The organism is Oceanobacillus sp. AG (assembly GCF_009746545.1).
Taxonomy (GTDB): domain Bacteria; phylum Bacillota; class Bacilli; order Bacillales; family Amphibacillaceae; genus Oceanobacillus; species Oceanobacillus indicireducens.
Genome location: NZ_WOWT01000005.1, coordinates 1 through 16,733 on the forward strand (window position 1 = coordinate 1; position 16,733 = coordinate 16,733).

Consider the following 16,733-nt stretch of genomic DNA (forward strand, 5'->3'; position numbering starts at 1 on the left):
ATAGTAGAGAAATAGCGTGCATATTCTTTTTCACATATGAAATAAAGTGAAAATAATAGCACATTACCCCAGATAAACAGCTGAATTAGTTTGAAATAGATGACCTGGAATAATGTGCTAGTTTACACCAATGTTCTACATTTTTAGCTTGGTATTCCTCATCATAAACACCTTGAACCGTTTGCCGCCAGCCAATGGAACAGATTCTACTTATCTCTTCCGTATGTTCTGGAGCTGCTTTAATAATTGAAATATTAATCGTTAACCCCTCCCGTATCATAATCTTACTAACTCATTTCTTTTATCATACATCAACTTCATTGTGAATATCTACACAAATTCCTGAAATTGACACACTTTATCAATTTCAAAAGTGTTAAACTTAATGTACCAATATGGTTGTTTCATGACCATATCAATCTTAACGTCATCTATCTAAGATGCGCGTTTCCTACAAGGAGAGTAAAAAGATGAAAATCATTCAAGTAAAAGATTATGATGCATTGAGCGAGAGGGCTTGTTCTTTCCTCGTTGAAAGAATCAATGAACTCGAAAATCCTGTATTAGGATTAGCTACCGGCTCGACTCCTGAAGGGCTTTACAAACAAATAATTAAGAAATATAACCAAGGCGAGGTTTCCTTTCAGGAGGTAAAGACATTTAACCTCGATGAATATGTCGGCATCGAAAAAACCGATCCAAACAGCTATTATTATTTTATGAAAGATAAATTATTCGATCATATTAATATCTCATTAGATAATGTCCGGATTCCCAATGGAGTTGCTCCAGATTTACAGCAAGAATGCGAAGAATATGAAGAAGCCATCCAGGCTGCAGGGGGAATTGATATTCAAGTACTAGGAATTGGTGCAAACGGCCATATCGGCTTCAATGAACCTGGTACACCATTTACTTGCAGAACCCAAGTTGCTAATTTGGAAACATCGACCATTGAGGCAAATTCACGCTTCTTTCACTCTATTGAAGAAGTGCCCACTCAGGCAATCTCCATGGGAATTGAAACGATCATGGAGAGTAAAGAAATACTTCTGCTTATTTCTGGTGAAAATAAAGCAGAGGCCTTGGCAACCTTACTCACTTGTGACGTAACAGAAGAAATCCCAGCGTCTGTCTTGAAAAAACATCCAAACGTAACGATTATTGCGGACGAAGCAGCTTATTCAGTGATGAATCAATTATAAGAAGGAGAATGAGCACCTTGGCTTAGTAAGCCATAGGTGCTTATTTTGTATTCTCAAGCTTATCTTATCACTCAAAATGGGCATAGTAACAACAGAGACAACCAATTCAAATGATGGCAACAAGTCCCTTGCCAAAGTTATGTTTAGATTCCATTGAGTAGTGCGAACAAATTACTTTAGAATAAAAGTATAAGATATTACTTTAAAGGGAGTGTGAAAAATGGCTGAACAGAAGGGCATTCGAGCAAAAGCGCAACAGTTCGGTAGTTATTTAAGCGGAATGATCATGCCGAACATCGGTGCATTTATTGCTTGGGGGATTATAACGGCTTTATTTATTGAAGATGGTTGGTTGCCAAATGCACAATTGGCAACAATGGTTGACCCGATGCTGCGCTACTTATTGCCATTATTGATAGGGTTTACAGGCGGTCGGATGGTCTATGACATACGTGGTGGAATTGTTGGTGCTACGGCTACGATGGGAGTTATCGTCGGAGCGGATATTCCAATGTTCCTCGGTGCTATGGTTATGGGACCACTTGCCGGCTATTTAATGAAGAAAATAGATGATCTCTTCCAGGCGAAGATTCGTCAAGGGTTTGAGATGCTTTACAATAACTTCTCTGCTGGTATTTTGGCAGCACTACTTGCGATTGTTGCTGTCTATGCAATTGGACCAGTAGTTGAAGGATTGAACACAATGCTTGCAGCAGGGGTCGGAGTGATTATTAATGCAGGGTTATTACCACTTGCCAACATCATTATTGAACCTGCGAAAATTTTATTCTTAAATAATGCAATTAACCACGGGATACTAAGTCCTATTGGTGCAGATCAAGCGAGTGAAGTTGGAAAATCAATTCTATTCTTACTGGAGGCAAACCCTGGTCCGGGTATCGGGATATTGCTCGCATTCATGATTTTTGGTAAAGGTGCTTCCAAGAGTTCTGCACCAGGAGCAGCAATCATTCAGTTCTTCGGTGGGATACATGAAATTTATTTCCCTTACGTATTGATGAAGCCTATTCTAATTCTTGCAGTAATCGCTGGTGGTGTGAGCGGTGTGTTCATGTTCCAGCTGTTTAGTGCAGGATTAGTTGCCCCTTCATCACCTGGTAGTATTTTCGCGGTCCTTGCGATGACGGCACAAGACAGTTATCTTGGTGTAATCTTAGGTGTTCTAGTGGCAGCTGCTGTTACCTTTGTTATTGCTGCTATCATTTTAAAATCAAGCAAGACAGAAACGGACAGCTTGGCAGAAGCTGCAGGTAAAATGGAAGAAATGAAAGGGAAGAAGAGCTCTGTTACAGGTGCTTTGAACCAAGATGAAGAAGAAAATGAAGACATTATAAAAACAGTCACCATCCAAAAGAAAAAACCAGAACAAATCGATAAAATTATTTTCGCCTGTGATGCTGGTATGGGCTCAAGCGCAATGGGTGCATCCCTTCTAAAAAATAAATTCAAGAAGGCAGATATCGATATTATCGTAACGAATAAAGCAATTAATGACATCCCGGATGATGCAGATATTGTCATCACCCATAAGGATTTGACGGATCGTGCGAAGAATAAGCTTCCAACGGCTGAACATATTTCCGTAGATAATTTCTTGAGCAGCCCGAAATATGACGAGCTGGTAGAGCGCCTGAAAAATAATTAATGGGGGAGAATTCGCCTTGAGTATTACAGCGCGGGAAAGAAAAATCATTCTTTTCTTACTCCAAAAACAAGTACAAGTGACAGTAGGAGATCTTGCTGAAGCCCTTGATGTTAGCCCGCGGACGATTCACCGGGATTTAAAAGGTGTTGAAAAAATCCTTTTAAACCACCGGATGGAGCTTGATAAAAAGGCTGGTGTCGGGCTTCAAATCGTTGGTGAACAAGCAGATAAACAATTATTAGAACGGCTGCTTACAAGTATTAGTCCGAATGACTATACTCAAGAAGAAAGACAAGCAATGATTCTATCCATGTTGCTTGAAGCGAATGAGCCAGTGAAATTATTCACTCTTGCTCACGAATTGGATGTAACCATTGCGACAATCAGTAACGACTTGGATCAATTGGAAGCGGAATTAGAGAACTTTCACTTAACACTTACCCGTCGCAGAGGATATGGCGTGCAAATCGAAGGAGATGAAGCGAATAAGCGGTCCGCAATTACGCATTTAATTGCCAAATATGTGGACCCTTTCTCCTTCATTTCCCTACTAAAGGAAAACATCCAAAACAAACAGACGCCAACCATTTCCAACCGCTTATTGGGACTCGTCGATCCAGATAAATTACGAGTGATTGAAAAAATCGTGGAACAAGCAAGTACAAAGCTCCCCTATGAATTAGCCGATAGTGCACGCGTCGGTTTAGTTGTTCACCTTGCACTCGCAATCGAACGACTGCAAAAAGGGGATACGATTCAATTTGACCAGGCATATTTCGAACAGTTACAGGGTACAAAAGAATACAAGATAGCGGAAAAAATCATCAGCGAATTGGAAACAAGCTTGGAGATCAGCATCCCCAACGATGAGATCGGTTATATTACCATGCATTTAATGGGAGCGAAACTTCGCTCAGACCAACATGTTTTATTAGAAGTAGAGAACACAGGATTTGCCTATCAGGTTAAGCAGTTAATTGCTTATGTAAGTAAACAGATTCATGTGGATATGATGGGAAACAACCAATTACTAAATGATTTAGTCACCCATTTGAAACCGGCCATTTACCGGATTAATAAGCGGATGAAGATTGTGAATCCAATGATCGAGCAGATTAAACATGACTACGATGATTTGTTTCATTTAATTGGAGAAGCGACGAGCGTCATTTTTCCAGATTTAGATTTCCCGGATGACGAAATTGGATTTATCGTTCTCCATTTTGCAGCTGCATTACTAAAAGGTGAAAGGCAAAAGGCCCTTGTTATTTGCTCCAGTGGGATTGGCACGGCGAAAATCTTAGCAACTCAATTAATGAAACAAGTGCCGGAAATTAAGCAAATAGAAAACAAATCGATGTTCGATGTAGACGAGGAAGACTTGGATCATTACGATTTAATCATTTCAACGCTCCCCTTAAAAGAGTTGGAGGAAACCGATTATATTCTCGTTTCTCCAATGTTAAATCAATCGGAAGTCCAGCAGATTAAAAAGGCAATTCGCCAGCAGAGACTCGTTGTAAATAATGAAAAGCAAAAAAGTAATCCGAATTCGGTTTTGCAGTTAGAGGCAATCAAGCTTTATACCGAAACAATTCTTGACCTGCTCCATTCCTTCTATGTCGATGAACGGAATCACTCAGAATCAACATTACGAGCGATTTGTATCGATCTGGAAAAGCGGAAAAGGATAAAGAATAGCGAAACGATTCTTACCAAACTAATGGAAAGGGAGCAAGTTGGCGGGCTCGGGATACCAGATACGAGCTTGGCACTTTTTCATACACGCTCTAGAGACGTGCCTTCCATCCATTTTTCAATTTATGTGTTAGAAAATCCGCGACTAATGAGGGGAATGGACGGAAAAGAGATGGAAGTGAAACATATCCTAGTCATGCTTGCCCCCAAAGATATTCAGCAAGAACGTTTAGAAACACTAAGTTATTTAAGCAGCTTGCTCATCCAGGAAGACGAAGCAGTTCGTTTATTTGAATCTGCTGATGAAACGGCAATTAAGTTCTATTTAGCCGAGCGTTTTCAAATGTTTTTAAAGGATAAAAGGTTACTATAGTTTTTACCGAGCTTTTTGAACAATCTCTATGTAAGGAGTGGTGTTTACCATGGCAAAAGAAGTATTAGCAAAAGAAAATATTAAGTTGAATGTTTCATTAAACAATCAGGAAGAAGCGATTCGCTACACAGGTCAAATTTTAGTAGATAACGGCTATGTCGAACCTTCCTATATTGATAAAATGTTTGAACGGGAAGAATTAACATCGACCTTTATGGGGAACTTCGTCGCTATTCCACATGGTACAGAAGATGCGAAGTCATTAGTGAAAGAATCGGGCTTATCTGTCGTTACCATCCCGGAAGGTGTAGAGTATGGAGATGGCAACACGGTGAAAATCTTAATCGGTATTGCTGGTAAAGGAGACGAGCACTTAGACATTCTCTCCAATATCGCAATCGTGCTTTCCGACGAAGACAATATCCAATCGATTCTTAACGCAGCGTCAGAAGAAGAAATCATTCGTATCTTTGATGAGGTGAACTAAATGGAAGCAGTACATTTTGGTGCAGGCAATATTGGACGTGGTTTTATTGGTTTATTACTCCATCAAGCGGGATATCATACAACATTTGTTGATGTGAATGAAGCAGTGATTAAAGAAATCAATGAGAAAAAACAATACACCGTCGTACTAGCAGCAGAGGAAAGCGAATCCTTAACCGTTAAAAATATTTCCGGAATTAACAGTATCCAAGACCCGGGTAAAGTCATCCAGGCGATTGTCCATGCGGATATGATTACAACTGCTGTCGGGCCAAATGTATTGCCGATCATTGCTGAGCTCATCGCTAAGGGTTTAAAAGAGCGAGCTAAAACAACTAATCAACCGCTGAATATTATCGCCTGTGAAAACATGGTCGGTGGCACTTCCTTTTTAAAGGAGAAAGTTTACGAACACCTGACACAAGAAGAAAAGACAACAATTGATAACTTGTTCGGCTTCCCAGATGCAGCGGTGGACCGAATTGTACCGAACCAGAAACATGACAATTTACTCCAAGTTTCTGTAGAACCTTACTATGAATGGGTTGTTGAAGAACCTGCAATCAAAGGTACCAAGCCAGATGTTAATGGGATCACTTTCGTGGATGATCTCACCCCTTATATCGAACGTAAGCTATTCACGGTAAATTCTGGTCACGCAGCCGTCGCTTATGTCGGTCATCAAATGGGATATCAAACCATTACAGAAGCAATTAATGACGAAAAGGTACAAGAAATCATTAAAGGCGCATTGCATGAGTCAGGCGAAGCATTAATTCGAACATACGACTTTAACCGGGAAGAACATCAAGCTTATACTGAAAAAATTATCGGCCGCTTTATGAATCCATATATTTCAGATGAAATCACAAGAGTAGCAAGAGGTCCAATCCGTAAGCTAGGCGCGAGAGAACGACTTATTCGCCCGGCATCCATGTATATGGACGTAACTGGGAAAGAACCAACCTATCTCGCAAAAACAATCGCAGCAGCTCTCAAATTTACCAATGAACAAGATAATGAAGCAGTAAAGTTACAAAAGATGATTGCAGATCAGGGTGTCCAAGAAGCACTAAAAGAAGTTTCCGGATTGGAAGCGGGACATCCCTTGCTTAAAGTTATTTTAAACGCGTATAATGAAAGAGGAGACTAAATATAAGAAATTACGATAATTTATTCAGGGGTTGGTAAAATGAACATACAATTAAATGGAATTGCAGCATCACCTGGTATAGCGATTGCTAAAGCATATCAACTCGTAACACCAGACTTATCCTTTGAAAAAGTAACGACCGAAAATACGGAAGAAGAGATTAGTCGACTAGAACAAGCATTGGAAATTTCGAGAACGGAACTTGAGAAAATCAAAGAGCATACGGAAAATAAGCTTGGCGAGGATCATGCTGCGATTTTCTCTGCTCATCTCTTAATTTTAAATGACCCGGAATTAATTAATCCGATGAAAGAAAAAATCGAAACGGATAAGGTTATTGCAGCAACTGCTGTTGAAGAAGTATCCACGATGTTCATCGATATGTTCGAAAACATGGACAATGAGTATATGCGAGAACGTGCCGCAGATATTAAGGATGTTACGAAACGGGTCATGGCACATATACTTGGTGTCACCTTCCCGAACCCTGCATTGATTGACGAAGAGGTCGTCATTATCGCAGAGGACTTAACACCGTCCGACACGGCGCAATTGAATCGCGAGTTTGTTCAAGGATTCGCAACAGACATAGGTGGCCGGACTTCCCATTCTGCCATTATGGCGAGATCACTCGAAATACCTGCCGTTGTCGGAACGAAAAATATCACCGAATCCGTTTCACAAAATGACCTCATCATTATTGATGGACTAGAAGGTAATGTCATCGTCCATCCAACCGATGAGGAACTGGCAACATATAGAGAAAAGCAAGAGGCTTACGCGAAACAACGAGAAGAGTGGGCTAAATTAAAAGACGAGCCTACGATTACAAAAGACGGCGTCCAAGTCGAGCTTGCAGCGAATATTGGTACTCCAGATGACGTAGCAGGTGCACTTCTTAACGGAGCAGAAGGTGTCGGCCTTTACCGGACTGAATTCCTATACATGGGTAAAAGTGAACTGCCATCTGAAGAGGAACAATTCGAAGCATATAAGTCCGTGCTTGAACAGATGGGTGACAAACCAGTTGTCGTCCGTACGCTAGATATCGGGGGCGATAAAGAGCTGGACTACATGGATCTGCCGAAAGAATTGAACCCATTCCTAGGCTTCCGTGCAATTCGTTTCTGCCTGGAAAATGAAAATGTTTTCCGCCCGCAGTTACGTGCCCTCCTGCGTGCAAGTGCCTTTGGGAACTTAAAAATCATGTTCCCGATGATTGCAACACTGGAAGAATTCCGTCGGGCAAAAGGAATCCTACTTGATGAGAAGGAAAAGTTAGCAGCTGAAGGCATTAAAGTTGCCGAGAATATCGAAGTCGGAATTATGGTCGAAATTCCATCTACGGCTGTAACTGCTGCACAATTTGCCAAAGAAGTCGACTTCTTCAGTATTGGAACAAATGACCTTATCCAATATACAATGGCTGCTGACCGGATGAACGAACAAGTTTCTTATCTCTATCAACCGTACCATCCGGCAATCTTGAACCTAGTCAATAATGTGATTGAAGCAGCTCACAAAGAAGGTAAATGGGCCGGCATGTGCGGTGAAATGGCTGGAGATCCGATTGCCGTTCCGATTCTGTTAGGACTTGGACTAGATGAATTCAGCATGAGTGCAACATCCATCCTCCCTGCCCGGACACAATTAAGCAAGCTCTCAAAAGAACAAATTGCTTCCCATAAGGAAGAATTGTTGGCGATGGGTACGACGGATGAAGTTGTTGAATTTATTAATCAACTCATCAATCAAGCTTAAAAAACACATGAAATAGGGGTACTGCATCTTCGGGTATAAAGTACCCTTTTTAAATACCATTGCCCATCTAAAATCATTTCCTCCGATTCCCCGTCCCAACTAATTGCTACCTTTATAACGCTATCCACTTGCCTTTCATTGAATGATATTCGTAGTGAATGTACCCTCTTCATTCAACGACGCATTGACTCTTGGTGTTGGTAACCCCTGTTCAATCACATAATTGATTTTTCCTTTTGGCTTTGGTTCTTCCCCAATTCTAAATATTTACACAACAATTTTATTTTTAAATCGTAACAATTCCTATTTAAAAATCGAAATCATTACGATATATTATAACTTATTAAATAAATGAAAGGAGAAGAATAGATAGCAATATCCTACCATTACAAGAGCATATACATAAAATTTTTTACACAAAGAATCGTAATGGTTTCGATTTAAAGTTTGTTAGAAGGAGGATTCAAATGTGAAAAGTATAAAAGCATGGACAATTATATTATTTATAGGCATTTTGTTGATTGGGTGCTCATCACCGGGTGATGAGGATCGTAACGCAGATGAATCGAATGAAAATATTACAGTCTACACAACGGTATATCCTTTGCAATACATTGTAGAAGAAATCGGTGGAGATACCGTTACTGCCCATTCGGTTTTCCCGCCTGGTGTTGATGGTCATATGTATGAACCGACATCAAAAGAAATGACTGATTTCGCCTCTAGTGATGCTTTTATTTACATTGGGGCGGGAATGGAAGGCTTTGCAGATAGTGTTTCCCTTGCGCTGGGATCAGAAGACGTAGCCTTGATTGAAATCGGGCAACATGAGGAGCTTTTCCAAAAAGGTACTCATGAAAGTTCGGAACATGAACAGGCCATCGAAATTCAAGGACTGTCTGTTCATTATCATACAGGTGACATGATTGAGTTAACTGCAAACTTGCACATTGATTCGGAACATGACCATTGGCATTGGTTTACCTTGGATCCAGATGAAGATGACTCGCAAGTGGTAGATGAATTACATAATAATATGTATGATGGAGAAGCTGTCATTTCTGGACAACAAATCAAGGTTGTTCTATATGATGACCACAAGGTTGTTGCAGAATCAGCTCCTGTAACAATTACGATTGATGAACATGATCATGAATACCATGAACAGGAAGAGCGTGGAAATGAGCATGAAGAGCATGCACATGAGGAGCATAGCCACGATCACCATCATGAACAGGAGGATAGCGAACACAACAAGCATCACGCTGAACACAATGATGGCGATGAATATTATGCAATTGACGTGGATGGGCTCGCTGCTCATTATCATACAGGAGATCAAATTACTTTAACCGCGTCCTATGAGGATGGAGCAGATATTGATCATTGGCATTGGTATACATTAGCTCCGGGTTCAGAAGAATGGGAAGTCGCCCGGGGACAGCATCATGACACGTATGAAGGAGAAGCAGATCTCTCTGGCTTGCAGATTAAAGCGGTACTATACGGTGATGACCATGAAGTGATTGCGGAGTCCGAATCAAAAACAATTATCATCGACGATCACACCGATCATGATCCACATATTTGGGTCGACCCACTTCGGATGATTGATCTTGCAGAAATCATAAAGGACGAACTTACTGCACTTAATCCCGATTCAGCAGACCTTTATCAAGATAACTGCTGTGTTAAAAGAAAATTTAACAGAATTAGATCAGCAGTTTGTGGAACTTTTAAGTCAGAAGGAAAATAAATCCATCATCGTTCCTCATTCTGCTTTTGGCTATTGGGAGGAACGTTATGGTGTGCAACAAATTACAATCAGCGGCCTGTCCTCCAGTGAAGAACCTTCCCAATAAGAGTTGGTAGCAGTAATGGAGGCAGCGGAAGAATTTGATTTGGAATATATCCTCTTCGAACAGAACAGTGAAAATCGGCTTTCCAGAGTTGTTCAAGATGAAATTGGTGCTGAAGCGCTAACGATTCATAATTTAGAAGTTAGAACAGAAGAAGACATTGAAGACGGAGAAGATTATATTTCTTTAATGGAATATAATTTGGAAATACTTGATCAGGTTACGAAATAATAAACCCATGCTCTCTCTTTTTTATAGAGGGAGCATGAGTTATATTTAAGATCAGTTAGAGCGGAGCCGGTGTCCGTAAAATCTTCTCCATCTTTTTCCCTTTCGCCAAATCATCAATCAGTTTATCCATATAGCGAATTTCCTGCATCAATGGTTCCTCAATTTCTTCCACTCGAACGCCACAAATGACACCTTTAATCAAAGAGCGCGCAGGATTCAACTTTGGGGCTTCCGCAAAGAATGTTTCAAAATCTGTCTGTTTTTCAAGCTGTGTCTCCAGTTCTTCCTGGCTATATCCTGTCAGCCAGCGAATGATATCATCGACTTCTTCCTTCGTACGTCCTTTCTTTTTCGCTTTTGTTATATAGTGGGGATAGACACTTGCAAAGCTCATTGTATATATACGGTGTTTAGTCATCTACATTCTCCTCTCATTTTTATTAACTTGCCCTTGTGTTTTCTCTTTTTACCATTTTAGCATCATTCAGCGCATACAAAAAGTCTATCCATGAAATAATACTTCTGTAATTCATGCATGAAATTATTCGACGTGTAGCAAGCTATCTATAAGTGCTTATTCACCCAAGTATACTTAGGAGGTTGACAATGGGAATTTTTAGCGGAAATCCAAAGGAACAACCAATGCATTATGGAGAAGTATTTGGAGTATGGTCTTATCTTCTTACAGCAAAGGGATCAGTTGCAGGCTTTCAGACTTTTTATAATCACGCAGGGGATGATGATCTTAGAAAGATGCTTGTCGAGGCTGTTCAGAGGGTTCAGGATGAAATCGTGCAGATTGAGGACTTATTAAAAGTAAATGGTGTAGGATTGCCACCTGCTCCACCGGAACGCCCACATGCACATACGGAAGATATCCCGGTGGGAGCAAGATTCGCCGATCAGGAAATCTCCGCTTCCCTTGCCGGTAAAATTTCAGCAGGCTTAGTTGCTTGCAGTACAATAATGGGACAGTCCGTCCGTGAAGATATTGCCATGATGTTCGGTCAGTTCCATATGCAGAAAGCAACTTTTGCAGGAAAATTATTACGGATGAATAAAGAAAAAGGATGGCTCGTACTCCCACCGCTTCATAATTATAAAGCTGAGGAGAAGTAGGAATCCTTTATAGTCAGATAAATCAAAAGAAACGCAGGATAAGTCCCATACTTCGGACGGATCCTGCGCTTCATTATTTTATTACACCCATCTCGTCGTCATAACCTTCTTACGCGTATAGAAGTTGAGTCCGTCTTTCCCGTTTGCATGCAAGTCACCGTAGAAGGAATCTTTCCAGCCAGAGAACGGGAAGAATGCCATTGGAGCTGGAACTCCGATGTTCACTCCCAGCATTCCTGCATCAATTGTTTCTCTAAACTGGCGTACGCTTCTACCATCTTTCGTGAAGATACATGCACCGTTTGCAAAGCGGGACTTGTTGGAAAGCTCTACTGCTTCGTCTAAATCTTTCACTCGAGAGATCGACAGGACCGGTGCAAAAATTTCATCTTGCCAGATTTTCATGTTCGGCGTGACATTGTCAAAAATCGTTGGGCCGACAAAGTAGCCTGCTTCTTTCACCGCTTCGTCTTTACGTCCATCACGGACAAGTTTTGCTCCTTCCTTCTCACCTTTTTCAATATAACTTAACGTACGCTCTTTATGCTGTTCACGGATAACCGGTCCGAGGAAAATTCCTTCGTCTAAACCGTTGCCGATTTGAACGTCATCTGCTTTTTGTTTTAATAAAGCAATAAACTCATCTGCCACTGATTCCTCTACCGCGACGACAGATGCTGCCATACAGCGCTCACCTGCTGAACCAAATGCTGCATTTAGAATTTGGGTCGCTGCGTTCTCCAAGTTCGCATCACCTAATACAATCGAGTGGTTTTTCGCACCAGCCAATGCTTGAACACGTTTCAGCTTATCCGTTCCCCGCTTATAAACATACTCTGCTACCGGCTGCGAACCGACAAACGAAATTGCTGCTACTTTTTCATGGTCAATTAAACCATTTACAACATCATGGGCACCATGAACAATATTGAATACCCCTGCCGGCAAACCTGCTTCTTCTAAAAGCTCCGCTAGACGGTTCGCAAGGAGTGGTGTCCGTTCAGACGGCTTCAATACGAATGTATTTCCAGTAGCGATTGCCATTGGGAACATCCAAGCAGGAACCATCATCGGGAAGTTGAACGGTGTGATTCCGCCGATTACGCCGATTGGATAACGATATACCCCTGATTCGAGTCCTGTTGCAATCGATGGAAGCGAATCACCCATCATGAGTGAAGGTGCACCTGCTGCAAACTCGACATTTTCAATGCCGCGTTGAACTTCACCTTGGGCTTCCTCAAAGTTTTTCCCGTTTTCAATTGTTATGAGACGAGCAAGCTCATCCCAATTATCTACTAGTAACTGCTGATATTTAAATAGAATCCGTGCACGGCGTGGTACTGCTAACTCCTTCCACTCCTGGAATGCTTCGTTTGCGGTTTCTACCGCATGTTCCACATCTTCTATGGATGAAATCGGCACATGTGCGATAACTTCTCCAGTTGCCGGGTTGTAAACCGGTTCCGACTTATCTGTATTAGCTTCCACCCATTTACCACCAATATAGTTTTTTAATACTTCTACTGCTGTTTGTGCCACGTAAAATTCCTCCTTGTGTTTACGATAATACTTTTTCAATTGCTTCCAATACTTCCCTTCTGAGACTCTCCCTTGCGTTATTTATTTTCGGCAAATACTTCATTCAGAACTTGCAGGCTGAAATCAATGTCTTCATCTGTTGAAGATAACGGCGGGCTAAGCGTTAAAATGTTGTTTTGCCCTGCAACCGTGTCTCCGTTCCGACCAATGATTAAGCCTTTCGCTTTACATGCTCCGATAAGCTTGGCAATCCGGTCATTGGAAGCAGGCTCCTTCGTTTCTTTATCTTCTACAATTTCAATTCCGGCAAGTAGGCCGAGTCCACGGACATTACCGACGTTAGGATGATTTTCCAGCTCCTCTAGTCCTTGCAATAGCTTCGCACCCAGTTGTTCAGAGCGTTCAAACAGACTCTCCCGTTCCATAATCTCAATATTTTTAAGAGCAACGGCACAAGCTGCTGGATTACCGCCGAACGTGTTCACGTGACGGAAATGATGATTATCTTCCGTTCCTTTAAATGCTTCGTAAATATCTTTACGAACAGCCGTAATCGATAACGGTAAATACGCACTCGTTAAACCTTTTGCCATTGTAATGATATCTGGCTTAATGTTGAACTGCTGGTGACCGAATGCTTTACCAGTTCGACCGAAACCACAAATGACCTCATCAATAATGAGCAGGACGCCGTGACGCTCACAAATACGCTCCACTTCCTGGGCATACACTTCATGAGGCATAATGACTCCGCCTCCAGTTATGAGCGGTTCCATAATTACTGCTGCGATGGATTCCTTTTGCTCATAATTGATCGTCTCTTCAATTTCTCTTGCCTTTTGTAAGTTGTATTCTTCTACCGTTACGTTATCCGGTTTACGGTAGTTATCCGGTGGAGAAACATGTAAGAAACCAGATGAAAGTGGCTCATATTTATATTTTCTTAACGCTTGCCCTGTTGCTGAAAGAGCCCCCATCGAACTGCCATGATATGCACGGTAACGGGAAATCACTTTGTAACGGTTCGGGTCTCCGTTTTGCTGGTGGTATTGGCGAGCGATTTTAAACGCAACCTCATTCGCGTCCGATCCACTGTTAGAATAGAACATCACATAGTCGTCATCCAGCATGCTATTGACCTTTGCTGCCAGTTCAATCGCTGGCTCGTGACTATTCGTCATAGGCGTATAAGCGATTTTCTTTATTTGTTCTGCAGCAGCCTCAGCTAATTCCTCCCGTCCGTAACCGACATTCACACACCATAGCCCAGACATACCGTCTAAATAACGATTGCCATTCTGATCGGTAATCCAGGAACCTTCGCCTTTCTCAACAATCATTGTTGCTCCTTCTTCCCGATAAGGAGAAATATGGTGCCAAACATACTGACGATCCTTTTCTTCCAGTGATAATTTTTCTGTTTGTTGCAGCGCTTTCATTTCAAATGTCTCCCTTCCATAATAAAAATATTTTTTGACGAAATGTACAGTCTGTTTTTCCTGTTGTATTCAAAATGTGATTGTAAATTTATTCAACTACTTGGGTTGACATACCTTGGGTCCCATTCCATAATTGAGTTTACACTGTTCCGAAAATAATATCATCTTACATAAAGTAAAATTATTAAGAAATTTATTTAACAATTTGGAGGGGAACTGATGGGGAATTTTAAGGTAACGGTAAGAGATATCTTAAAGCGAAAGTTATTTAAAGGAGCAACCTTAATTACTGGTGAAAAGGGAGTCGACCGGGAGATTAAATGGACACACATTCTGGAAATGGAAGCGTTTGATTCATTTATCAATGGCGGGGAACTTATTTTAACAACTGGCTCTAATATGCCACTTGACTCTAAAGATGGAATCTCTAAGTTAAAGAAATTGATTGAACTGGAAGTTGCGGGACTCTGTATGGAACTCGGGACACATGTTCAGGAAATTGAGCCTGCGATTATTGAATTTGCTAATCATCATGACTTTCCAATTATTATATTCCCAGATGTCGTGAAATTTGTAGATATTACCCAGGATTTACATACGATCATTATTAATAGTCACCATGAACAATTAAAGCATCTCCATGATCTTTCCAATGCGTTTAACGAATTGTCTTTAGAACCGAACGGGATTTTGAAAATACTAAAGAAATTATATGAATCTTTCCATTTGAATGTTTTACTTATTTCTGATGATAAACAGTTATTCTACTATCCACTTAAAAACAAAGACCAAGCAGAATCTATCCTTTCTCTAATTAACGAAAAAAGAGAAGTCGAACCCTATCATGAAGTCTTTCTCCATGGTGACTACTACACTGCTTTCCCAATTAAAGGGCTCGGCTCTTCATGGGGGGATCTTTATATTCAACAACGAAGCGGGGAATTGGATGAGTTCGCTTTCTCCATTGTTGACCGTGCCACTTTAGCCATTGCCCAGATTATGCTAAGGAATAAAACAATCGAGGAAAGAAAGCAGAATCAAGAAGAGAATCTGGTGCAACAGTTATTGCACGGAGAGGAATATGAATCGACTGCTGCATTAAAGTTTTTACCTGCTCCGGCTGAGAACCTTTATTACCGCTTAATCATGATTGAAAATAGCTCTTATCATAAGGAGATAAGAGATGAGGATTGGGAAGAGATAAAGCTCCAGCAATCGATTATTCTCCGCTCCATTTTTAAAAGATATAATTTCTTCCCTGCAATCTCCATTACGAAGAATAATATTGCTGTAATTGCTTCGTATTATAAGAGCAGTTATGCAACTAGCGACACTAACACGTTCACATTGATTACGGAAGCGATTAAAAACAGTCATAAAGATAATATTTTCCGAGGGAAAGACTGTTATATTGGCGTTAGCAGTCTGCAAAAGGATTATTCTAAATTAAGTAAGTGTTACGATGAAGCAAGTGCGGTACTAGCAATTCAAAAAATGGATATTCTAGATATCTTGTTCTTTGAGGATATTGGGATTTACCGGTTGCTGATCAACCTTCCTAAGCATGAATTGGAAGCATATGTCTCGGATTACTTAGGGCCGCTGCTAGATCATCAACAACAAACGAAGAATGATTTACTGCAGACACTTGCTGTGTACTTGGAAACGATGGGATCCAAAAAGGAAACATCGGAACGGCTATCCATCGTGAGGCAAACATTATACCATCGCTTGGAAAAGATTGAGGAACTGATGGGAGAAGATTTTATGAATCCGACGAATCGGCAGGCGATTGAGCTTGCAATTGGGGCTTATGCGTTTTTGAGTAATACAAATAAGATAAATTAAAGAAGAGGCATATTGGTGACCTCTTCTTTAATTTATACAATGACTTGTTAACCCGAGCAAAAAAATTAACAAAGTGTATACATGTTTCTTTATATCTTTTACAATTTGTCTGTAGATATTTGAAATAGTATATAGCAGAATGTTATTTAATCAATAATCCAAAGAGGGTGATTTATGGGAACATTCAATGTATAAAGTAACTCTAATACATTATTACATTGGTTCTAGTGTATTATGGCTTTTAAACATAACCTCAATAACTAATACTACAAGATAGATAATCACAATCATCTATCTTATTTATCTATACCGACAATAGATAGCGCTTACAAACCCGGATTTTAATTTAATGA

General features: G+C 40.6%; 13 protein-coding genes and 1 pseudogene. 10 read left to right on the forward strand and 4 right to left on the reverse strand.

The window, feature by feature from the left end:
- Window positions 1–85 precede the first annotated feature (85 nt).
- Window positions 86–280, reverse strand: coding sequence for a hypothetical protein (locus tag GN217_RS03415; protein ID WP_198042579.1), 195 nt, complete (start codon window positions 278–280; stop codon window positions 86–88).
- Between the two features lie 190 nt (window positions 281–470).
- Here GN217_RS03415 and nagB point away from each other — a divergent pair, with 190 nt between their 5' ends.
- The 8 genes and pseudogenes from nagB to GN217_RS19525 all read left to right on the forward strand — a co-directional run bounded on the left by nagB (window position 471) and on the right by GN217_RS19525 (window position 10,432).
- Window positions 471–1,205: a glucosamine-6-phosphate deaminase gene (gene nagB, locus GN217_RS03420; RefSeq protein WP_156855259.1), complete on the forward strand. Its 735-nt coding sequence runs from the start codon at window positions 471–473 to the stop codon at window positions 1,203–1,205.
- 220 nt (window positions 1,206–1,425) lie between these two features.
- On the forward strand, window positions 1,426–2,871 hold the full coding sequence (locus GN217_RS03425; RefSeq protein ID WP_156855260.1) for a PTS mannitol transporter subunit IIBC: 1,446 nt from the start codon (window positions 1,426–1,428) through the stop codon (window positions 2,869–2,871).
- 16 nt (window positions 2,872–2,887) lie between these two features.
- Complete coding sequence (locus GN217_RS03430; protein ID WP_156855261.1) at window positions 2,888–4,942, forward strand: BglG family transcription antiterminator; 2,055 nt, start codon at window positions 2,888–2,890, stop codon at window positions 4,940–4,942.
- Between the two features lie 49 nt (window positions 4,943–4,991).
- Entirely contained in the window at window positions 4,992–5,429 is a 438-nt protein-coding gene (locus GN217_RS03435) for a PTS mannitol transporter subunit IIA (protein ID WP_156855262.1), read from the forward strand.
- Window positions 5,430–6,581: a mannitol-1-phosphate 5-dehydrogenase gene (locus GN217_RS03440; protein WP_156855263.1), complete on the forward strand. Its 1,152-nt coding sequence runs from the start codon at window positions 5,430–5,432 to the stop codon at window positions 6,579–6,581.
- 39 nt (window positions 6,582–6,620) lie between these two features.
- Window positions 6,621–8,342: a phosphoenolpyruvate--protein phosphotransferase gene (ptsP, locus tag GN217_RS03445; RefSeq protein ID WP_156855264.1), complete on the forward strand. Its 1,722-nt coding sequence runs from the start codon at window positions 6,621–6,623 to the stop codon at window positions 8,340–8,342.
- A 469-nt stretch (window positions 8,343–8,811) separates the two neighbouring features.
- Window positions 8,812–10,098, forward strand: coding sequence for a metal ABC transporter solute-binding protein, Zn/Mn family (locus GN217_RS03450; protein WP_156855265.1), 1,287 nt, complete (start codon window positions 8,812–8,814; stop codon window positions 10,096–10,098).
- Window positions 10,070–10,432: pseudogene (locus GN217_RS19525) on the forward strand (metal ABC transporter solute-binding protein, Zn/Mn family). The gene GN217_RS03450 and the pseudogene GN217_RS19525 overlap by 29 nt, the downstream one beginning before the upstream one ends.
- Before the next feature lie 55 nt (window positions 10,433–10,487).
- Here GN217_RS19525 and GN217_RS03465 read toward each other — a convergent pair.
- Entirely contained in the window at window positions 10,488–10,850 is a 363-nt protein-coding gene (locus GN217_RS03465; protein ID WP_156855267.1) for a DUF2200 domain-containing protein, read from the reverse strand.
- Between the two features lie 188 nt (window positions 10,851–11,038).
- Here GN217_RS03465 and GN217_RS03470 point away from each other — a divergent pair, with 188 nt between their 5' ends.
- Complete coding sequence (locus GN217_RS03470; protein WP_156855268.1) at window positions 11,039–11,551, forward strand: DUF3231 family protein; 513 nt, start codon at window positions 11,039–11,041, stop codon at window positions 11,549–11,551.
- 81 nt (window positions 11,552–11,632) lie between these two features.
- On the opposite strand, the gene GN217_RS03475 is transcribed toward GN217_RS03470, so the two are convergent.
- Complete coding sequence (locus GN217_RS03475; protein WP_156855269.1) at window positions 11,633–13,093, reverse strand: CoA-acylating methylmalonate-semialdehyde dehydrogenase; 1,461 nt, start codon at window positions 13,091–13,093, stop codon at window positions 11,633–11,635.
- A gap of 77 nt (window positions 13,094–13,170) precedes the next feature.
- Entirely contained in the window at window positions 13,171–14,532 is a 1,362-nt protein-coding gene (locus GN217_RS03480; protein WP_156855270.1) for an aspartate aminotransferase family protein, read from the reverse strand.
- A 219-nt stretch (window positions 14,533–14,751) separates the two neighbouring features.
- Here GN217_RS03480 and GN217_RS03485 point away from each other — a divergent pair, with 219 nt between their 5' ends.
- Window positions 14,752–16,380, forward strand: coding sequence for a PucR family transcriptional regulator (locus GN217_RS03485; protein ID WP_156855271.1), 1,629 nt, complete (start codon window positions 14,752–14,754; stop codon window positions 16,378–16,380).
- Window positions 16,381–16,733 lie beyond the last annotated feature (353 nt).

Coding starts and splice junctions, on each gene's coding strand:
- GN217_RS03415 (WP_198042579.1), bottom strand. CDS start 280: ATGATACGGGAGGGGTTAACGATTAATATTTCAATTATTAAAGCAGCT.
- nagB (WP_156855259.1), top strand. CDS start 471: ATGAAAATCATTCAAGTAAAAGATTATGATGCATTGAGCGAGAGGGCT.
- GN217_RS03425 (WP_156855260.1), top strand. CDS start 1,426: ATGGCTGAACAGAAGGGCATTCGAGCAAAAGCGCAACAGTTCGGTAGT.
- GN217_RS03435 (WP_156855262.1), top strand. CDS start 4,992: ATGGCAAAAGAAGTATTAGCAAAAGAAAATATTAAGTTGAATGTTTCA.
- GN217_RS03440 (WP_156855263.1), top strand. CDS start 5,430: ATGGAAGCAGTACATTTTGGTGCAGGCAATATTGGACGTGGTTTTATT.
- ptsP (WP_156855264.1), top strand. CDS start 6,621: ATGAACATACAATTAAATGGAATTGCAGCATCACCTGGTATAGCGATT.
- GN217_RS03465 (WP_156855267.1), bottom strand. CDS start 10,850: ATGACTAAACACCGTATATATACAATGAGCTTTGCAAGTGTCTATCCC.
- GN217_RS03470 (WP_156855268.1), top strand. CDS start 11,039: ATGGGAATTTTTAGCGGAAATCCAAAGGAACAACCAATGCATTATGGA.
- GN217_RS03480 (WP_156855270.1), bottom strand. CDS start 14,532: ATGAAAGCGCTGCAACAAACAGAAAAATTATCACTGGAAGAAAAGGAT.
- GN217_RS03485 (WP_156855271.1), top strand. CDS start 14,752: ATGGGGAATTTTAAGGTAACGGTAAGAGATATCTTAAAGCGAAAGTTA.